The sequence below is a fragment of the Streptomyces sp. NPDC008139 genome (assembly GCF_042957025.1).
Taxonomy (GTDB): Bacteria; Actinomycetota; Actinomycetes; order Streptomycetales; family Streptomycetaceae; genus Actinacidiphila.
In genome coordinates this window covers 324,670-342,741 of the sequence record NZ_JBIBHM010000004.1, presented here as the reverse complement: position 1 = coordinate 342,741, position 18,072 = coordinate 324,670, and the positions used below count along the sequence as shown (strand labels likewise).

Annotated in this window: 13 protein-coding genes; 3 read left to right on the top strand and 10 right to left on the bottom strand. The window is 71.9% G+C overall.

All coding sequences use genetic code 11. The annotated features are described in order from the left end of the window. Positions 1 to 158: 158 nt before the first annotated feature. The 3 genes from ACFZBB_RS10420 to glgX form a co-directional block, all read right to left on the bottom strand. Entirely contained in the window at positions 159 to 1,109 is a 951-nt protein-coding gene (locus ACFZBB_RS10420; protein WP_391119839.1) for a GNAT family N-acetyltransferase, read from the bottom strand. 273 nt (positions 1,110 to 1,382) lie between these two features. Beyond that, the gene (treY, locus tag ACFZBB_RS10415) at positions 1,383 to 3,905 is read right to left on the bottom strand and encodes a malto-oligosyltrehalose synthase (RefSeq protein ID WP_391119838.1); all 2,523 of its coding nucleotides are present in this window, start codon (positions 3,903 to 3,905) and stop codon (positions 1,383 to 1,385) included. Positions 3,906 to 4,058: 153 nt separating this feature from the next. Continuing rightward, entirely contained in the window at positions 4,059 to 6,197 is a 2,139-nt protein-coding gene (gene glgX / locus ACFZBB_RS10410) for a glycogen debranching protein GlgX (RefSeq protein ID WP_391119836.1), read from the bottom strand. 275 nt (positions 6,198 to 6,472) lie between these two features. Here glgX and ACFZBB_RS10405 point away from each other — a divergent pair, with 275 nt between their 5' ends. Then, positions 6,473 to 7,702 carry an SAV2148 family HEPN domain-containing protein gene (locus tag ACFZBB_RS10405; RefSeq protein WP_391120145.1) on the top strand — a complete coding sequence of 410 codons (1,230 nt, stop codon included), beginning with the start codon at positions 6,473 to 6,475 and terminating at the stop codon, positions 7,700 to 7,702. Positions 7,703 to 7,827: 125 nt separating this feature from the next. Next, a complete protein-coding gene (locus ACFZBB_RS10400; RefSeq protein WP_391119834.1) occupies positions 7,828 to 8,535 on the top strand; it encodes an exonuclease domain-containing protein in 708 nt (235 codons plus the stop codon). Positions 8,536 to 9,031: 496 nt separating this feature from the next. Here ACFZBB_RS10400 and ACFZBB_RS10395 read toward each other — a convergent pair whose 3' ends face one another. Next, positions 9,032 to 9,898: a phosphotransferase gene (locus ACFZBB_RS10395; RefSeq protein WP_391119832.1), complete on the bottom strand. Its 867-nt coding sequence runs from the start codon at positions 9,896 to 9,898 to the stop codon at positions 9,032 to 9,034. Positions 9,899 to 10,238: 340 nt separating this feature from the next. Here ACFZBB_RS10395 and ACFZBB_RS10390 point away from each other — a divergent pair, with 340 nt between their 5' ends. After that, positions 10,239 to 10,460 (top strand): STAS domain-containing protein, encoded by a 222-nt coding sequence (locus ACFZBB_RS10390; protein ID WP_188280389.1) that lies wholly within the window; start codon positions 10,239 to 10,241, stop codon positions 10,458 to 10,460. Here the strand turns inward: ACFZBB_RS10390 and ACFZBB_RS10385 are convergent. The 6 genes from ACFZBB_RS10385 to ACFZBB_RS10360 form a co-directional block, all read right to left on the bottom strand. Continuing rightward, a complete protein-coding gene (locus ACFZBB_RS10385) occupies positions 10,419 to 11,450 on the bottom strand; it encodes an RNA polymerase subunit sigma-70 (RefSeq protein WP_391119830.1) in 1,032 nt (343 codons plus the stop codon). The two genes, ACFZBB_RS10390 and ACFZBB_RS10385, sit on opposite strands and share 42 nt — an antisense overlap. A gap of 258 nt (positions 11,451 to 11,708) precedes the next feature. Then, positions 11,709 to 13,958 (bottom strand): MMPL family transporter, encoded by a 2,250-nt coding sequence (locus ACFZBB_RS10380; protein ID WP_391120143.1) that lies wholly within the window; start codon positions 13,956 to 13,958, stop codon positions 11,709 to 11,711. A gap of 212 nt (positions 13,959 to 14,170) precedes the next feature. After that, the gene (locus ACFZBB_RS10375; protein WP_391119828.1) at positions 14,171 to 14,923 is read right to left on the bottom strand and encodes a CbiX/SirB N-terminal domain-containing protein; all 753 of its coding nucleotides are present in this window, start codon (positions 14,921 to 14,923) and stop codon (positions 14,171 to 14,173) included. Next, a complete protein-coding gene (locus ACFZBB_RS10370; protein WP_188282352.1) occupies positions 14,923 to 15,858 on the bottom strand; it encodes an ABC transporter permease in 936 nt (311 codons plus the stop codon). Before ACFZBB_RS10370 ends, ACFZBB_RS10375 begins: the two co-directional genes overlap by 1 nt. Then, entirely contained in the window at positions 15,845 to 16,639 is a 795-nt protein-coding gene (locus ACFZBB_RS10365) for an ABC transporter ATP-binding protein (RefSeq protein WP_355338723.1), read from the bottom strand. Before ACFZBB_RS10365 ends, ACFZBB_RS10370 begins: the two co-directional genes overlap by 14 nt. Before the next feature lie 78 nt (positions 16,640 to 16,717). Then, positions 16,718 to 17,863, bottom strand: coding sequence for an aliphatic sulfonate ABC transporter substrate-binding protein (locus ACFZBB_RS10360; RefSeq protein WP_391119825.1), 1,146 nt, complete (start codon positions 17,861 to 17,863; stop codon positions 16,718 to 16,720). Positions 17,864 to 18,072: the final 209 nt, after the last annotated feature.

Genomic DNA, 18,072 nt, shown 5'->3' with positions numbered 1-18,072 from the left:
TCGGTAAAGCGGTTTTCTGTACGGCGGTCTTCTGTACGGGCGCCCCCGAGGCCGTTCCTCGCGGGTGCCCGGGGCCGTGGCCGCGCCACGGACCCCGGGCACATGCATGCCCACGGAACGGCCTCCCGCATCACCGCGAGCGGATCAGCGGTGGAACATCACACTCCGTCCGGGACGAAGTCGATCCGCTCCTGAACGATCGGATACCCCGCCTTCGCGAAATTCCGCGCCATCGGGACATTCGTCCGGTCGGTGGCCGCCGCGACCTTGACCGCGCCGCGGTCGACCAGGTCGTGAGTGCACTCGACCAGCAGGTCGTACGAGTAACCGCGGCCCCGCTGCTCGGGCACCACGGCGATGAAGCCGATGCACGGGCCGCCCGGATTGCGCGCGGGCACGTGCAGCCCGGCCACCTCGCCGTCCGGGGTGTACGCCACCCGCCGCCAGTCGGCGGGCGAGGGGAACCAGTCGAAGAAGCCGATGGTCTCGTCGAGGGCGGCCTCCAGGCCCTGTTCGGCGATCATCCGGCGGTCGTGGGCGTCGAGCGTGCCCTCCATGATGCGGGCCATGACGGCCCGGAAGGCGGTGTCGTCCGGCTCGGGCCGGTACTCAAGACGCCCGGTGCGCGGCGGCAGCGGGCAGTCCGCCGTCCACTCGTAGCGGTACCGCTCGACCAACTCGCGGAGCCCCGCGGCCTCGACGGCCGCCGCGCGGCTCCGCGCCGCCGCCGTCACGTCGGGGCGCTCGCGCCAGTCGGGCGGCAGCAGCAGGCTGTACTCGGTGTTCAGCGGCGCGGCGCGCAGCAGTTCGGTGGCCGCCTCGGCTTCGCCCTCGGCGAAGTCGAACCAGTCCAGGGCCAGCGGCTCGCTGTCCTCGGGCTTGGCCCACCACGCGGCCCGCGCGACGACCTTCGCGCCGCGCAGCGCGATCCACGACCACTCGGGCCGGTACTCGCCGCCCGCGTCGAGGGTCGCGAAGGACTGGCCGAGCAGGGCGCGGCCGACGAACGCGTCGCCGGTGCCGGTACGGGTGCCGGATGCCGTCTCGGCAAGGGAGTTGAACAGGGCGGACTCGCCCGCGACCAGCGGGCGGAAAACCAGATCGGACATGGTGAAGCGATTCCTTCGGGAGTTCGACGGAGCGCTCCCGGGACCATCTCCCCGTGGATCTACGGACGCCCTGCGGAGGGGCGGGAGCGCGGCACAGTGATGTACGTCATCGCTCTCGCCTCCTTCTCGTCCGGCCATGGGCGTGATCAGCACCCTAGGCGGGCGACGGCCGACAAGGCCACCGGTTTTACGCGGCGGCCTTGTCGGGACGTCGACGCGGGTGCGCGGGAGCGGGCGTGGGCGGCTCAGCCCGCCGGGCTCACCTCTCCGCGCTCACTCCTCCGGGGTCAGCAGGGCCACAGGGCTGCGGCCCAGCAACTCGGCCAGCGGGGCCGCGCCCTCGTACGTCCCGCCGCCCAGGCGGTCGTGCCAGCGGCCCGAAGGGAGCGGCAGCGACGCCTCGCGCCAGCCGCCCGCCGCGGCGAGGCGGGCGGAGAGCCGGGTGACGACGGTGAGGGCGGAGCCGCCGCGCAGGAAGGCGAGGCAGTGGTCACCGGCCGGACCCTGCGCGACGAGGGGGATGTACGAGGCGGTGGGGCCGTACCACTCGGGGCGGTCGCGCCGCAGCCGGAGCGCCACCGCGGTCAGCCGCAGCTTGGCCTCGTCGAAGGAGCCCGGCGCGGCGCCGTCCAGCAGGCGGTCCAGGGTGCGGTCGACGCCGAACCGCTGGGTCCCGCCGACCGGCCCGTTCATGGGGCCGCGGTTGTCCGGGTCGACCAGGGTGTACACCGGGAATTCGGTGTTCTGGTAGACGTCGGGCACCCCCGGCATCGTCAGGTGCACCAGCGCCGCGCCGAGCGCGTTGGCATCGGCGTACGGGGCGAGGGAGTTGACGAATTCGCCGACGTCGTGGACGCCCGCGCCGCACGGGCCCTGCTCGGTGAAGTCGGTGACGGCCTTCTCGTACGCCTCGTCCTGCTCGGTCCACGAGGTGTGCAGGCCCGCCTCGCGGACCGCCTTGAGCGCGGCGGGCACCAGCCGGTCCGGCTGGCAGAAGCCGAGGCCGACACCGGTCTGGAAGACGGTGTACGCGGTGTGCCGGTCGGGCGCGGGCGCGTCGTCGGACCGCTCGGCGCGGGCCTCGCGGGCGCCCATCCACTCCCGCCAGGCGTCGGGGAGTTCGGACAGGACGGCCAGCCGCAGCCGCAGGTCGGCGCTGCGCTTGGTGTCGTGCGTGGACAGGACGGTGCCGGTACCGGGGTGGTCGCGCTGAATCCGCGCGCAATAGGCGTGGAATTCCTCCGGGGCCGTCGCCGGATGCGCCGGGCTGCGGCCGACCTCGCACAGCGACAGCAGCGGCGAGTAGCGGTAGAAGGCGGTGTCCTCGACGGACTTGGCGTGCAGCGCGGAGGCGACCTGCGCGAAGCGGACGGCGAAGTCGTCGGCGTCCTCACCGGGCACCGTCGCTCCCTCGGCCGGGCGGCCGAGTGCCAGGTCCCGCAGCAGGCCGATCGCCGGTGCGAGCCGCCAGCCGGCGCTTTCCGCCGCCCTGGAGGCGGCCTTGGTCACCATCATGGTGTCGCCGGGCGTCGCCGTGGTGCGGGGGCGTACGTACGGGCGGTAGACCGGGATACGGACCAGCAGCTCGCGCAGCGCCTCCTCCAGCACGGCCGTCGCATAAGGCGCCGTGTAAGGGTCGGTCTCCAGGTGCTCGGCTGTTACCGGCCCGGCCGCCCCCTCGGCCCCGCCGCCCGTGCCAGGGTGCTGGGCCCGCTGCGCGCTCGCCGCCAGGCGGGAGACCTCCGCGGCGAGGTCATGACCGACGATGCGGTGGGCGGCGCGCCGCGCGGTCGGCTCCCACCGGCCGCCGCGGCTGTCCTCGACGCCGGTGAACTCCCGGTAGAAGCCGGTCACTTCGGCGACGCCCGCCGGGTCGGTGAACAGCCCGTCGATCCGGTCGAGCGCGTCGTACCCGGTGGTGCCCGCGCACGCCCAGTCGGCGGGCAGCGCCTCGTCGCGCTGGAGGATCTTCTCCACCACCGTCCACCGCCCGTCGCCGGCCTCGGCCAGGCGGCGCAGATAGCCCGCCGGGTCGGCGAGTCCGTCCGGGTGGTCGATCCGCAGCCCGTCGGCGACCCCTTCGCGCAGCAGCCGCAGCACGGTCGCGTGGGTGGCCTCGAAGACGTCCTGCCGCTCGACGCGGACCGCGATCAGGTCGGAGATCGTGAAGAAGCGGCGGTAGTTCAGCTCGGTGCGGGCCTGGCGCCAGTACGCCAGCCGGTACCACTGCGCCTCCACCAGCTCCGGCAGCGGCAGATTCTCCGTGCCCGGCCGCAGCGGGAACCGGTGGTCGTAATAGCGCAGCACCTCACCGCCCGCGCGCTTGTCGGAGACCACCGAGAGCTGCCCGAGGACGTCGGGCAGGGGGTCGCCCAGCACGGGCAGCAGCACCTTGCCGCCCAGTGCGGCCCAGTCGATGTCGAACCAGTCGGCGTACGCGGAGCCGGGACCGTCGCGCAGCACCTCCCACAGCGGGCCGTTGAGGTGCTCGGGCGCGGGCACCGCCATGTGGTTGGGGACGATGTCCAGGATCAGGCCGAGGCCGTGCTCGCGGGCGGTGTGCGACAGCGCCCGCAGGCCCTGTTCGCCGCCCAGCTCCTCGCGTACCCGGGAGTGGTCCACCACGTCGTAGCCGTGGGTGGAGCCGGGCACCGCTTCGAGGATCGGCGACAGATGCAGGTGCGAGACGCCGAGCGAGGCCAGGTACGGCACGTGCGCGGCGGTGTCGGCGAAGGTGAAGCCGGGCTGCACCTGCACCCGGTAGGTGGCGGAGGGCGTCACGGGAAGTCCGGTCATGAGGTCTTCTCTACCCCGGATTCGGCCGGGAAGCGGCCGAACGCGCCCGGGTCTCCCCGGACGCCGTCCGTATCGCCGAAAGCGGCCCGTCCTTCCCCGTGGCAGGCCGGCCGCGCCGCCGACACGCGGGGCACCGGCCGCGCCGCCGGGCCGCTACAGCGCCGGCCGCTGGAGCACCACCATGCTGCGGTCGGCCAGCTCCACCCGGTCCCCGGCCTGTACGCGCTGGCCGGTGCCCGGCGGGACGCCCTCGGCCAACCGGGTGTCCACCACGAGCTGCCACTCCATGCCGTGGTTGACCGGGACCACGAACTCCTGCGGCTTCGGCGCCGCGTTGACCATCAGCAGGAACGAGTCGTCGGTGACCGGCTCGCCGCGCGGCCCCGGCTCGGAGATCGCGTTGCCGTTGAGGAAGACCGACATCGACCTGGCGTGCGCCGCCTGCCAGTCGCGCTGCGCCATCTCCTGCCCCTCGGGCGTGAACCAGGCGATGTCCGACAGTTCGTCGTGCGTGCCCTCGACCGGCCGCCCGTGGAAGAAGCGCCGCCGCCTGAACACGGCGTGGTCGCGCCGCAGCCACACCATCGTGCGCAGGAACTCGTGCAACTGCTGCGCCTCGTCGTTCGGCCCGCCGTCGTCCGGCTTGCCGGGCCAGGACACCCACGCCAGTTCGTTGTCCTGGCAGTAGACGTTGTTGTTGCCCTTCTGGGTGCGGCCGAACTCGTCGCCGTGCGAGATCATCGGCACGCCCTGCGAGAGCATCAGCGTGGCGAGGAAGTTGCGCATCTGCCGCCCGCGCAGCGACCGCACCTTCTCGTCCTCCGTCGGCCCCTCCGTGCCGCAGTTCCACGACCGGTTGAAGCTCTCGCCGTCACGGTTGTTCTCGCCGTTGGCGTCGTTGTGCTTGTCGTTGTACGACACCAGGTCGCGCAGCGTGAAACCGTCGTGGCAGGTGACGAAGTTGACCGAGGCCAACGGGCGGCGGCCGTCGTCCTGGTAGAGGTCGGAGGAACCGGTCAGCCGGGAACCGAACTCGGCCAGCGTGGCGCTCTCGCCGCGCCACAGGTCCCGTACCGTGTCGCGGAACTTCCCGTTCCACTCGGTCCACAGGGGCGGGAAGTTGCCCACCTGGTAGCCGCCCTCGCCGACGTCCCACGGCTCGGCGATCAGCTTCACCTGCGAGACCACCGGGTCCTGCTGGACCAGGTCGAAGAAGGACGAGAGCCGGTCCACCTCGTGGAACTGCCGGGCCAGCGTGGCGGCGAGGTCGAAGCGGAAACCGTCCACGTGCATCTCGGTGACCCAGTACCGCAGGCTGTCCATGATGAGCTGGAGGACGTGCGGACTGCGCATCAGCAGGCTGTTGCCGGTGCCCGTGGTGTCCGTGTAGTACCGCTTGTCGCCGCCGAGCCGGTAGTACGAGGCGTTGTCCAGACCGCGCAGCGACAGCGTCGGCCCGAGGTGGCTGCCCTCGGCCGTGTGGTTGTAGACCACGTCCAGGATCACCTCGATCCCGGCCCGGTGCAGCGCGCGGACCGCCGTCTTGAACTCCAGCACCTGCTGCCCGCGGTCGCCCAGCGAGCAGTACGAATGGTGCGGCGCGAAAAAGCCGATGGTGTTGTAACCCCAGTAGTTCGCGAGGCCCGCGTCCACCAGACGGTGGTCCTGGATGAACTGATGCACCGGCATCAGCTCCAGTGTCGTCACCCCGAGTTCCACCAGATGGCCGATCACCGCCGGGTGAGCCAGCGCCGCGTAGGTGCCGCGGATCTCCTCCGGCAGACCCGGGTGAGTCATCGTCAGGCCCTTGACGTGGGCCTCGTAGATGATGGTCTTGTGATAATCGATCCGCGGAGCGCGGTCGTCGGCCCAGTCGAAGTACGGATTCACCACGACGGACGTCATGGTGTGCGGGGCGGAGTCCAGATCGTTGCGCGAGTCGGGCTGTCCGAAGCGGTAGCCGTAGACCGCCTCGTCCCAGTCGATGCTGCCGCTCATCGCCTTGGCGTACGGGTCGAGGAGCAGCTTCGCGGAGTTGCAGCGGTGGCCGCGGGGCGGGTCGTAGGGCCCGTGCACCCGGAAGCCGTACCGCTGACCCGGCATCACCCCCGGCAGGTAGGCGTGCCGTACGAAGGCGTCCGCCTCGCGCAGCTCGACGGCCGTCTCCGACCCGTCGTCGTGCAGCAGGCACAGCTCGATACGGGACGCCACCTCGGAGAAGACGGCGAAGTTGGTGCCCGCGCCGTCGAAGGTGGCACCCAGGGGGTACGACTGACCCGGCCAGACTTGCATCTCGTGACTCTTCCACTCCCGGACCGGGAGAGCGCGGACCGATTCCGCGCACCCGGCCAGATTCGTTGCCGAATTCGTTGCCGAAGGTGCATCCTCCCACCTGGTCCACCCCAGGGTGACAAAGCCACAACAGCCAGCTACCGCAAGGGTGATGAGCTTGTCCGGTAGTAGTCAAGTAGGGTCAACAGGGCTGCGGGGCACCCTGCACCGCAGTACCCTTCCTTGATCGTGGACGGGGGTGGGAGGCGGGTGGCGTGGAGACGTCCGGAGGTCTGATGCTCCCGGGTGGTGGAGATCAGGAGGACCGTCAGGTCGCGGACGGTGCCGCCGCTGAGGCGGTGCAGAGCGCGGTCACCCTCGCCCAGCCGCTGGAGATCGGAGCGGAGCTGGACTGGGGCGCGGAAGCCTGGTCGGAGGTGCGCACGCGCGCCACGCGCGCCGGGCGTGCCTACGTATGGCTGAACCTCGTGGAACAGCGCCTGCGCTCCGTCGTCAACGCGGTGCTGCGCCCGATCTACGAGCCCGTGCACGGCGAGGAGTGGGTGGTCGCCGCGGCGGGCCCGGCCGGGCACGAATGGGTGCAACGGGCCGTCGCCGTACGGGAAGTGAGCCGCCGTAAGGGCTTCTTGCTCGACCCCGCCGACGACAATGTGCTCAGCTTTCTGACGCTGCCCCAGCTACGCGAACTGGTCGTCCAGCACTGGCCGTGCTTCGAGCCGTACTTCGACGACCGCCGTGACCTCGAACTCGCCCTGGACGAGCTGGAGGTGGCCCGGCACGTCGTCTCGCGCAACCGGGCGCTGTCCAGGACCGTCCTGGACCAGGCCGAGCGGGCCGCCGCCAAGCTGCTGGAGCTGCTGGGCGCGGGACCCGCCCGTACGGCCGCGCAGCGGCTGCCGGTGGACGCCGTCGAGGACCTGGTCGCCGACCGCTACTCCGACGTCATCGGCGTCTACCCGGACCGGGTGCGGCTGCAACGGCAGCTCCCCGTCGAGGACTTGTTCTCCGGCGCGCGCCGGCTCGACGCGATAGGCATCGGCCTCAATCTGCTGGTGCAGAACTACTCGGGGCGGCGCCTGGTGCGGCTCGCCGAGTCCGGCTGCCGGGTCAGACTGCTCTTCCTCAACCCCGCGAGCAGCACGGTCCGCCGCCGCGAGCGGGAACTGGGCCTGGGGCGCGGTGAGCTGGCCAGGTCGGTCGAGATGAACATCATGCACATGCGCCGGGTGCGGGCCCGGCTGCGGGACCCCGACGCCTTCGAGATCCGGGTCTTCGACGAGACCCCGCGCTTCACCGCCTACCTCGTCGACGGCGACACCGGCGACGGCCTGGCCGTCGTGCAGTCCTATCTGCGGCGGGCCCGCGGCATGGAGGTGCCGGTGCTGCTGCTGCGCGGCGGGTCCCGGCAGGTGGTCGCCGAGGAAGGGCCCGCGGAACACGGGCTCTTCGAGGTCTACCGCGAGGAGTTCGAGGGCATCTGGACGGATTCCCGTCCCGTGTCGTGACCTCCGGGGGAGGGGCGGGGACGCCCCGGTAAACGGAACCCCGCCGTCCGGCGCTGTCAGTGGTCCGCGCGATGATGGCAGGGCACACGGGGGTTACGGGGAAATGGGTGGGAAGGATGCTCGCCATGGCATGGCATGAGGAGCTGTTGGTCGGGTTCGACCTGGAGACGACGGGGACGGATCCGCGCCAGGCGCGGATCGTGACCGCGGCGGTCACCGAGGTGAAGGACGGGGAGCCGGTACGGCACCGGGCGTGGCTGGCCAATCCCGGCGTCGCCATTCCCGAGGAGACCACCGCCATCCACGGCATAAGCACCGCCCGCGCGGCGGCCGAGGGGCGCCCGGCGCCGGAGGTCGTCGCCGAGATCGCCGACGCCCTGCGGGGGTACTGGGCGGCCGGGGTGCCCGTCGTCGTCTACAACGCGCCCTTCGATCTCACCCTTCTGGACGAGGAGTTGCGGCGGTACGCGCTGCCGCCGCTGGCCGTTCCCGGTGCCCGCCCGGGGCCCGTGCTCGACCCGCTGGTGATGGACCGCGCCCTCGACAAGTACCGGCGCGGCAAGCGCACCCTGGAGGCCGCCTGCGGCGTCTACGGTGTCGTCCTCGACGGCGCGCACGAAGCGGGCGCCGACGCCCTCGCCGCCGTCCGCGTCGCCCGCGCCCTCGCCGCCCGCTACCCCCAGGTCGCCGACGCCGACCTCTGGGACCTCTACGACGAGCAGCGCGGCTGGTACGCCGACTGGGCCGAGGACTTCGCCTCCTGGCTCCGCCGCAAGGGGTCTGCCGACGCCTCCATCGACCGCGCCTGGCCGCTGCGCGTCTCCGCCGCCTGACCCCTCCGGGGCGGTCCCCCGCCAACGCGCGTCCCGCCCCCCACACCCCTCCGCGTGCCATCGGCCCCTTGCCGTCGCGATTCCCCGGCCCCGCCGCGCCGGAGCCCGCGCTTGGGGTGAGTTCGGCACCGCCGGATCCCGCCGTTTCGCGTCCCGCCGCGGCGGCGGATTGGGGAAGGCACTGCCTCTTCGGCTCACCTGCGTGAGCGGTGAGCGGCTCTCCGGGCCGGGGCTCGTGCTTGGGGAAGGCGCTGCCTTCCCCGCGTCCGGTGGGCGAACGGGGTCCGGCCAACTGGCCGCTGCCGCACGGCAGAGAGCTGGCGCGGGGACGGCGGCTGGCCGAATGGCTGCCGGATGGCGGGATGCGGAAGGCGCTGTCTCCCGGGCGGACCGGTCAACTGGGTGTCGTGCGGAGGGTGACGGGGTGGGGGAAGGCGGCGCCTTCCTTGAAGACCGCCGCGGCGGCGTGCCGGGCCACCGGGGGCGGCGGGCGGGGTTAGAAGGAGTACCAGCGGACGGTGGGGTCGGCGGCTCTCAGGGAAGCGACCCGGCGGCGGAATTCGTTGAGTGCGGCCTGGCTGGCGGGGGCGTGCTGGGCGACCCAGGCGCAACTGGCGGTCTCGCGGGCACCGCGCAGGACGGTGATGCCGGGCCACTCGGTGACGTCCCAGCCATAGGCCGCGGTGAAGGCGTCGTACGCCGCCGCGGGCACCCCGTAGCGGTCACGGCTGAGCGCCTGGACGACGAGGTCGTGCTCGCGCAGGTCGGAGGAGAAGGTCTCCAGGTCGACCAGGACCGGCCCGTCGGGCCCGATGTGCACGTTGCGCGGCAGCGCGTCCCCGTGGATCGGCCCGCGCTCCAGGTGCGGTACGAGCTCGGCCGCGGCGGTCGCGAAACCGTCGCGCCGATTGCGCAGATACGCGGCGTCCGCCGGATCGATCGCGTCCCCGGCCAGCCGCAGCCACCGCTCGACCCCGCCGAGCAGCTCACGCGGCGGCAGCCCGAAGTCCGGCTCGGGCAGCGCGTGCACGAGCAGGAGCAGCGGCGCCACATCGGCGGGCTCCGCGGGCCGCAGCGGATCGGGCAGCCGCTGCCAGTACGTGATCGGATGGCCGTCCACCAGCCGCACCTCGGACTCCGCCGAGCGCACGGCAGGCACATCGTGCTTGGCCAGCCAGTCGGCGGTGCGGACCTCGCGCCGTGCCCGCTCCAGCAGGTCGGCGCTGCGGCCGATCTTGATCACCAGACGCCCGGCGGCGTAGACCGCGTTCTCGCCGAAGGCGAGCAGCTCGGCCTCGTGATGCCCGGCGGCATCCAGCACCGCCCGCGCCCGCTCCCGCGTGAACACCCTCGTGTCCGCCATGCCGAAACCCGAACCCTTCGCCGAATCGCCCGCAGTCCCGAATCGTCCACTGTCCCGTACCGCCGCGCCCGCCCGCGCCCCCCGTACGCCCCCGCCGTGTCACGCGCCGCCCCACCGACGTGCCGCTTTCCGTACCGCATATGCCGACAGCATCGGTCAACGGCGCGGAACTAGGCCAGTGTCGCATCCGCGCGCCCCCTGAACGCGCGTCACCGGCTGAGAATGCGCCGTGAATACGCCCGAATACGTCGGGCGCGGAGCGATGATTCCTGGCCGTCCGGCCGGTCGGTATCCATGAAGGCCCGTCCGGGGGCCAGGTCCAGGAGAGGCGGAGAAGACTGTGACGGCGGCACCCGGCCCGACGGAGCCCCTGGTCGTGGACGTGACCGGGCTCCCCGGCGGCGCGCCCGGCACCATCGGCGCGCTCGCCCGGCTGGGGCTGGCCGCGCACAGGACCGGGCACACCGTGCGGTTGCGCGGCGCCACCGCGGAACTCCGCGAATTGCTCGAACTCGCCGGGCTAGCGGGGCAGTTCGAGTGGGAGGCCGAAAAGCGGGAATAGGTGCGCGGTGTCGAGGAACGCGTTGATGCCGGTGATCCGGCCGTCGGTGATCTCCAGCACCTGGAGCGCCCACGGGTGGTGGCCGCCCTCCGGGCCGTTCGACCGGTACTGCCCGAAGCCGGGCGATCCGTTCGCCCACACGGGCAGCAGCCGAGAGCCCTTGCACTCGATACCGGTGCCGAGGAACCAGTCGCGTATGTCCTGGTGACCCTGGAGCCAGAGCGCGTACGGCGGCATGGACAGCGTGACGTCCTCGTGCAGCAGGGCGGTCAGCGAATCGAGGTCGTAGCGCTCGAAGGCGTCGACATAGCGCGCGAGCAGCTTCTCCTGCGCCTCGTCCATCGGCGCCGCCGCGGCAGCCTTGGCGTAGTCGGCCCCCGCCGTGCTCACCCCGGCCTCGCTGAGCGTGGCGCGGGCGCGCTGCAACGCGCTGTTGACGGACGCCACCGTCGTACCGAGCAGTTCCGCGGTCTCGCTGGCCTTCCAGGCCAGCACCTCGCGCAGGATCAGTACGGCCCGCTGCCGGGCGGGCAGGTGCTGGAGGGCGGCGACGAAGGCCAGCTTGATCGTCTCGCGGGAGACCACGACATCGGCCGGGTCGCCGGAGGACGGCAGGGCGCGGATGTCGGGCACCGGCTCGATCCAGACGCTCTCCGGGGAGGCGGCGGGCAGCGTCGCGTCGGCGTGCGACGCGGGGGACAGGTCCATCGGGCGGGCCCGGCGCTTGCCCGCGTTGAGACTGTCCAGGCACACGTTGGTCGCGATCCGGTACAGCCAGGAGCGGAACGAGGCCCGCCCCTCGAAGCCGCGCTGCCCGCGCCACGCGCGGACCAGCGTCTCCTGCACGGCGTCCTCGGCCTCGAACACCGAGCCGAGCATGCGGTAGCAGTAGCCGGTCAGCTCTGCCCGGTGCTCCTCAAGACGGAGCTCCACCTCGTCGGCAGCCAGGGCGGTACCGCTCCCGGCGCTTTCGCTCTCTCTCACGGTCACGCTTTCCACACTAGGCCCGCCCACTGACAACGAGCCCGGAAAAGGGGCCCGGAGCAACGCCCGGGACGCGCCGGAGCCCCCGTCCCGGGCGGGACAGGGGCTCCGTGACCTGCGGAGAAACGCGGGGTCCGAAATTTCCGAGGTAATTTTCGCGCCAGGTCGAGGCGGGCCGGGCCGGACCCCGGGAACAGGTCCCGGGGTCCAGCCCGGCCCCTGGCCGGAGATCAGACCCGGTCGGGGATCAGACCGGGTCGGGGATCAGACCCGGTCGGGCACCTGGTCCCGGTACGACTCCTCCGGCAGCGCGGCGACCGGCGGCGGGGCCAGGGTCGACTCGTCGTGCGTCATGTCGGGCAGCCGGTGCATCCAGCGCGGCAGGTACCAGTTGCGCTCGCCGAGCAGGGTCATCACGGCCGGGAGCAGCACCCCGCGGATGACGGTCGCGTCGATGAGCACCGCGAAGGCCAGGCCGACACCCATCTGCTTCATGCTCTGCATGGACAGCGTCCCGAAGATCGCGAACACGGCGACCATGATGACGGCGGCGCTGGTCACGACGCCCGCGGTGGTGGTGATGCCGTGCTCGATCGCGCCGCGGGTGCTCATCCCGCGCACCTTGGCCTCGCGGATCCGGGAGACCACGAACACGTGGTAGTCCATGCTCAGCCCGAACAGGATCACGAAGAGGAACAGCGGCAGCCAGGCCACCACCGCACCCGTACCGGTGGCGCCCACCAGCGACGCGCCCCAGCCGTGCTGGAAGACCGCGGACAGGATGCCGTAGGCCGCGCCCACCGAGAGCAGATTCAGCACGATCGAGGTCAGCGCGATGGTCAGCGACCTGAAGGACAGCAGCATCAGCAGGAAGGCGAAGACGGTCACGAAGGCGAAGACCGGCAGCACACTGCTGGTGATCTTGGCCGTGAAGTCCATCGACCCGGCCGTCCCGCCGGTCACCGGCGCCTGGAGGCCGTCGACCTTGCCGAGCGTGTCGGGCCGTACGTGGTCGCGCAGCGTCCGCACGTTGTCCTGGGCCTTGGCGCGGTCGCTGCCGCCGGCCAGCGGTACGTCGATCTGGGCGACGTTCTGCGCGGCGTGCACGGTCAGGGTGACCGGGCCCTTGCTGGCGCCCGAGGACACCGCCTCGGCGCGGAAGGCGGCGATGGCCTTCTTGACCGCGGGGGCGTTGATGTCGTCGGCCTTGACGACCACGTTGGCCTGGTCGGGACCGCCGGGGAACGCCTCGTTGATGTGCTCGTAGGTCTGGATGATCGGCAGCTTGCTGCCCAGTTCCTGCGGCATCGACAGATTCGCGGTCTTCATGCCGAAGGCGGGGAGCGCGATGACCAGCAGCGCGCCGCCCGCCATCACCGTGGCGGTCTTGGGGTGGCTCAGCACCGGGCCCAGGACGGTCTTCCAGAAGCGGCTGCTGGGGTTGGCGGCGCGCCGGGCGGTGTTCTTCCGGCCGCGGTTCAGGAACGGGATGCGGCCCTTCTCGACCCGGTGGCCGAGCAGCGACAGCAGCGCGGGCAGCACGGTGACCGAGCCGAACATCGCGATGGCGACGACGATCATCGTGGCCAGGCCCATCGCCTTGAAGTCACCGATGCCGGTGAAGAGCATGCCCGCCATGGCCACGATCACGGTGATGCCGGAGATCAGGATCGCCCGCCCCGAGGTGGCCGCCGCGATCTTGATCGCGGTCTGTCCGTCGTGCCCCGCGGCCCGCTCCTCACGCTCGCGGCGCAGGTAGAACAGGCAGTAGTCGACGCCGACGGCCAGGCCGACCAGCAGCATCACGGAGTTGGCGGTGTCGCTCATCGGGATGATGTGGCTGACCATCGCCACCACACCGCCCGCGGCCATGAACGCCGTCATCGCCAGCGCCACCGGCAGCAGCGCCGCGACCAGCGCGCCGAACGCGATCAGCAGGATGCCCAGTGCCACGGGCACGGCGGAGAACTCGGCGGTCTTGAAGTCGCTGCCGAAGGCGTCGTTGAGCACCTTCCCGCCGCTCGCGTCGCCGAATTCCTCGATCCGCAGGTCCGTGTGCTGTGACTGGACCTTCTTCACCGCGTCCATGACCGGCTGCACCTTGTCGGGCGCGTCGTCCGCCAGGCCGAGCATGTCGAAGCGGACCAGCGCCGAACGCTGGTCGGCGGAGACGGCCTTGGTGTCATAGGGCGAGGTGACCGCGGTGACCTTGCCTGTGCCCTTGACCGCGGTCATCACATCGGCGACCGCGGTACGGAAGGCCGGGTCGGTCGCGTGACCCGAGCCCTTGGCCTGGATCAGCACCATCTCGCCCGCCGCGCTCTTGAGCCCGGCGTTCTCCTTGATCGTGGCGGCCTGGTTGATCTCGCCGGACATCGACTTGTCCTGGTCGAGGTCGACCCGGCCCGCCGACTGTCCGATGAACATCGCCAGGATGACGAAGAGCAGCCACCCGCCCACCGCCGCCCAGCGGTGCCGGGCGCTCCAACCGCCCATAGCCGCCGCGATGCCCATCCTGCTGCCGTGTGCGCCTGAGCGACTCACGGTGTCCCCCTTGAAGGATCGTCATGGGTGGCGGCCTGACCTGGTGATCCGGGGCCGCTCCGTACGCCTATGACGCTATGGGGACTCGGGGTGCCGACCCATCCGGCCTGCTGGTGACTTCCGGGAGGGCGGGCTCCCCCTCAAGGGTGGGGACAACCCCACCATGACCGGGAAGTTGGCCCTTACACCGACACCAGTCGGCGCGCGGGCAGCAGCGCCTCGTCGTACCGGCGCAGCAGCAGTTCGGCCAGCTCCGGCGCGGCGCCGAGCACCGGCGCGAGCAGGTCGGCGCCCGCCTCCCGCGCGCCGCGGGCGATCCGGTCGGGCAGGAAGCCCGGCGCGATGACGTACGGGGCCACGGCGATCCGGCGGACGCCCTCGGCGCGCAGCGCGCGTACGGCGTCCTCGGTGCGCGGCAGGGCGGCGGAGGCGAACGCGGGCCGCACGGCGCGCCATCCGGTGCGCCGCCACTCCCGCGCGATGGCGGCGATCACCGCCCTGGCCTCCGGGTCGGTGGAGCCCGCGGAGGCCAGCACGACACCGGTCGAGGCACGGTCGCCCGGCCGCAGCCCGGCCTCCGTCAGCCGCCGCTCCAAGGTGGCGACCAGCAGCGGCGACGGGCCGAGCACGTCGGCCTGCGTGATCCGCAGCCGGGAGGGGGCGTCCCGCAGTACGGCGGGGATGTCGGCCTTGGCGTGGAAGGCGCGGGTCAGCAGCAGCGGAAGGGCGACGGTCTCCCGTACGCCCTCGGCCGCGAGCCGTTCCAGCACCTGGGGCACCGAGGGGGCGCTGAAGTCCAGGAAGCCGGTCTCGACCCGCAGACCCGGCCGCGCCGCCCTGACCCGCCGGGTCAGCGCGCGCACGGTCTCGGCGTGCCGCGGGTCGCGGGAACCGTGCGCGATGACGACCAAGGGGGGCCGGGCGGCGGGGCGCACTACTGCTGGGCCCCGGCGGTCAGGCCGCGGCTGCGCAGCACCCAGCGCTCCAGCGGGCTGAAGATGATCTGGTCGATGGCGATGCCGACGAACAGGATCAGCAGGATGCCGAGGAAGACCCCGGCCATGTCGGAACCCTCGCGCATGTTCTCCAGGTAGCGGCCGAGGCCGACGCCCAAGTCCGGTGAGGACGCGATGAGTTCGGCGGCCATCAGGGAGCGCCAGGAGAACGCCCAGCCCTGCTTGAGGCCCGCGACGTAACCGGGCAGCGCGGCGGGCAGCAGGATGAACCAGGCGCCGCGCAGGCCGGTCGCGCCGATGGTGCGGCCCGCGCGCAGGTACAGCGGCGGCACCTGGTCGATGCCGGACACCAGGCCGTTGGCGATCGACGGCACCGCGCCCAGCAGGATCACCGTGTACATCGCCGAGTCGTTGATGCCCAGCCAGATCACCGCGGCGGGCACCCACGCCACCGACGGCAGCGACTGGAGCCCGGACAGGATCGGGCCGATCGCCGCCCGTACGAACGGCACACGGGCCACCAGCAGGCCCAGCGGGGTGCCGATGGCCAGCGCGGCGACGAAGCCGAGCAGGCCGCGCTGCACGCTGGTCCAGATGATGGAGAGCAGGTCGCCCTCGTTCCACCGCTCGGACAGCGCCTGGCCGACGGCGTGCGGGCTGGGCAGCTTCGTCGGGTCGGAGAAACCGCCCCACACCGCGAGCTGCCAGACCACCAGCACCAGCAGGATCGCGGTGACCGGCGGCAGCACCTTCTTGAACAGGATCTCCCAGAAGGGCGCCCGCCGGACCTCGACGGTCTCCAGCGCGTCGAGGCCCGCTTCGAGCCCTGACAGGTCGTGCCGGTCCGCGGCGCCCGGCTCGTCCGTCTTCCCGAGCGGGACGGCGCCTTGCGCGGACGTCTCAGTGCTGGCCATGGCGGCGGATCTCCCCACGCAGTTCTTCGGTGATCTCGACGGACAGGTCCGCGACGGCCGCGTCCTCGATACGGCGCGGCTGCGGGATGTCGATGGTCCACTCACGGGCGATCCGCCCCGGCCGCGACGACATCAGCACGACCCGCTCGGCGAGCCGTACCGCCTCCCGCACGTTGTGCGTCACGAACAGCACCGACAGGTCGGTCTCGGACCAGATCCGGGTCAGCTCGTCGTGCAGCACATCGCGGGTGATGGCGTCCAGCGCCGCGAACGGCTCGTCCATCAGCAGCAGTTGGCTGTCCTGCGCGAGCGCGCGGGCCAGTGCCACGCGCTGCCGCATACCGCCGGACAGCTCGTGCACCCGCTTGCCGTACGCGCCGCCGAGCCGTACGAGGTCCAGCAGCCGCTCGGCCTCGGGGCGGCGCTCCTCACGGGGTACGCCCCGCAGCCGCAGGGCCAGTTCGATGTTCTTGCCCGCCGTCAGCCACGGGAACAGCGCGTGTTCCTGGAACATCAGGGCGGGGCGCCCGCCGGGCGCCGCGATGGCGCCCGCGGACGGCTTGTCGAGTCCGGCGACCAGATTGAGCAGGGTGGACTTGCCGCACCCCGAGGCCCCCAGGAGGCAGACGAACTCACCGGGCCGCACGTCGAGCGTGATGTCGTCCAGCACGAGTTGCCGGGCGCCGGGCCTGCCGAACGCCTTCGACACATGGTCGAGCCGCGCGGCGTACGCCTCGGGCTCCGCGGTCTGCGCGTCGGCACTGGTGAGGGTGTCGGCCATGGGTGTCACCTCCTGGGGTCCTACGGGGGCGGGTGCGGTTGACGCCGTTACGGGTCGTCGGGGGTGTCGCGGGCGGGGCTACTGAGCGCCGAGCCCCGCGGCGTCCACCGTCGGCTTGCCGTCCGCCGTGAGCACCTTGTTGAGCAGCGTCAGGTCGTACAGCCCGTTGAGCTTCGGCGCCTTGAGCAGACCGGCGTCCACGGCGTGCTGCGCCTCCTCGCCCGCGGTCTTCGCCAGCGGGTCGTCCAGCACCTGGATGGACTTCCAGGCCGGGTCGAGGACGTTGGCCGGAAGCGCCTTCTGCGTCAGCTTCTTGAGCTGGTCGTTCGCGTCCGCCTTGGCCTTGTCGGAGTTGGCCGCGATCCACGCGTTGGTGTTCACCGAACCGCGCAGCACCGCCTCGACCACGTCCGGGTGCGCCTTGAGGAACTTCTGCGACACGATCACATTGGTGATCACGAACTTGTTGTCGGGCCACAGCGTGCTCTCGTCCAGCAGCACCTTCGCGCCCTCGGCGACCAGCTTCGACGCGGTGGGCTCCGGCACCCACGCGCCGTCGATGGAGCCCTGCTTGTACGCGTCGGGGGTGATCTTGTTGTCGGTGCGGACCACCGACACATCGCCCTTGCCGCTCTGCGCGTCGACCTTCCAGCCCTTGGACTTGATCCAGTTCAGCAGCGCCACGTCCTGGGTGTTGCCGAGCTGCGGGGTGGCGATCTTCTTGCCCTTGACGTCGTCCAGCGACTTGATCTTGTCGGGGTTGACGACGAGCTTCACACCGCCGGACGCCGAACCCGAGATGATCTTCAGGCTGGCGCCGTTCGACTTGGTGTAGCCGTTGATCGCGGGGGAGGGGCCGATCCAGCCGATGTCGATGGAACCGGCGTTGAGCGCCTCGATCTCCTCGGGGCCCGCGTTGAAGGTCAGTTCCTTGACCGTGGTGGCGCCCAGTTCCTTCTGGAAGATGCCTTCCTTGAGGCCGACCAGCGGGGTGGCGTGCGTCAGGTTCGGGAAGTAGCCGATCCTGACCTGGTCGGCGGAGAGCTTCTTCGCGTCGGCACCGGCACTGGCGGCCGGCGCGGTCGTCGCGTCACTCGACTTGTCGTCGTTGGAGCCGTAGCCGCAGGCGGCGAGAGCGCCGAACAGGATCGGCAGGGCGGCGGCCGCGGCGGTGAGTCTGCGGCGGCGGAGGGCGCGGGATACGGGACGGGACTGGGCAGACACGTGGGTGTCCTCTCGTAAGGCCCGGCGTGTCGCGCTCGTTGTCAGGGCGCGGCCGGAAGTTCGTCAGGTCTTCGAAAGCGGTGCAACGGGGGCCGCTGTGCGCGGCGCTGGGGTACGGCGGCGGTCACGGCGTGCCCGTGGTCCGCGGCCGGGCGCGTCAGCCCACACATCGTGCGACCCCGCCCGTACCCGCGCCGAGCGAGCCGCTG

What these genes read in the sequence shown, in the direction of transcription:
- ACFZBB_RS10395 (WP_391119832.1), bottom strand. Translation starts at nt 9,898, where the DNA reads ATGGCGGACACGAGGGTGTTCACGCGGGAGCGGGCGCGGGCGGTGCTG.
- glgX (WP_391119836.1), bottom strand. Translation starts at nt 6,197, where the DNA reads ATGCAAGTCTGGCCGGGTCAGTCGTACCCCCTGGGTGCCACCTTCGAC.
- ACFZBB_RS10400 (WP_391119834.1), top strand. Translation starts at nt 7,828, where the DNA reads ATGGCATGGCATGAGGAGCTGTTGGTCGGGTTCGACCTGGAGACGACG.
- ACFZBB_RS10380 (WP_391120143.1), bottom strand. Translation starts at nt 13,958, where the DNA reads ATGGGCATCGCGGCGGCTATGGGCGGTTGGAGCGCCCGGCACCGCTGG.
- ACFZBB_RS10365 (WP_355338723.1), bottom strand. Translation starts at nt 16,639, where the DNA reads ATGGCCGACACCCTCACCAGTGCCGACGCGCAGACCGCGGAGCCCGAG.
- ACFZBB_RS10405 (WP_391120145.1), top strand. Translation starts at nt 6,473, where the DNA reads ATGCTCCCGGGTGGTGGAGATCAGGAGGACCGTCAGGTCGCGGACGGT.
- ACFZBB_RS10420 (WP_391119839.1), bottom strand. Translation starts at nt 1,109, where the DNA reads ATGTCCGATCTGGTTTTCCGCCCGCTGGTCGCGGGCGAGTCCGCCCTG.
- ACFZBB_RS10370 (WP_188282352.1), bottom strand. Translation starts at nt 15,858, where the DNA reads ATGGCCAGCACTGAGACGTCCGCGCAAGGCGCCGTCCCGCTCGGGAAG.
- treY (WP_391119838.1), bottom strand. Translation starts at nt 3,905, where the DNA reads ATGACCGGACTTCCCGTGACGCCCTCCGCCACCTACCGGGTGCAGGTG.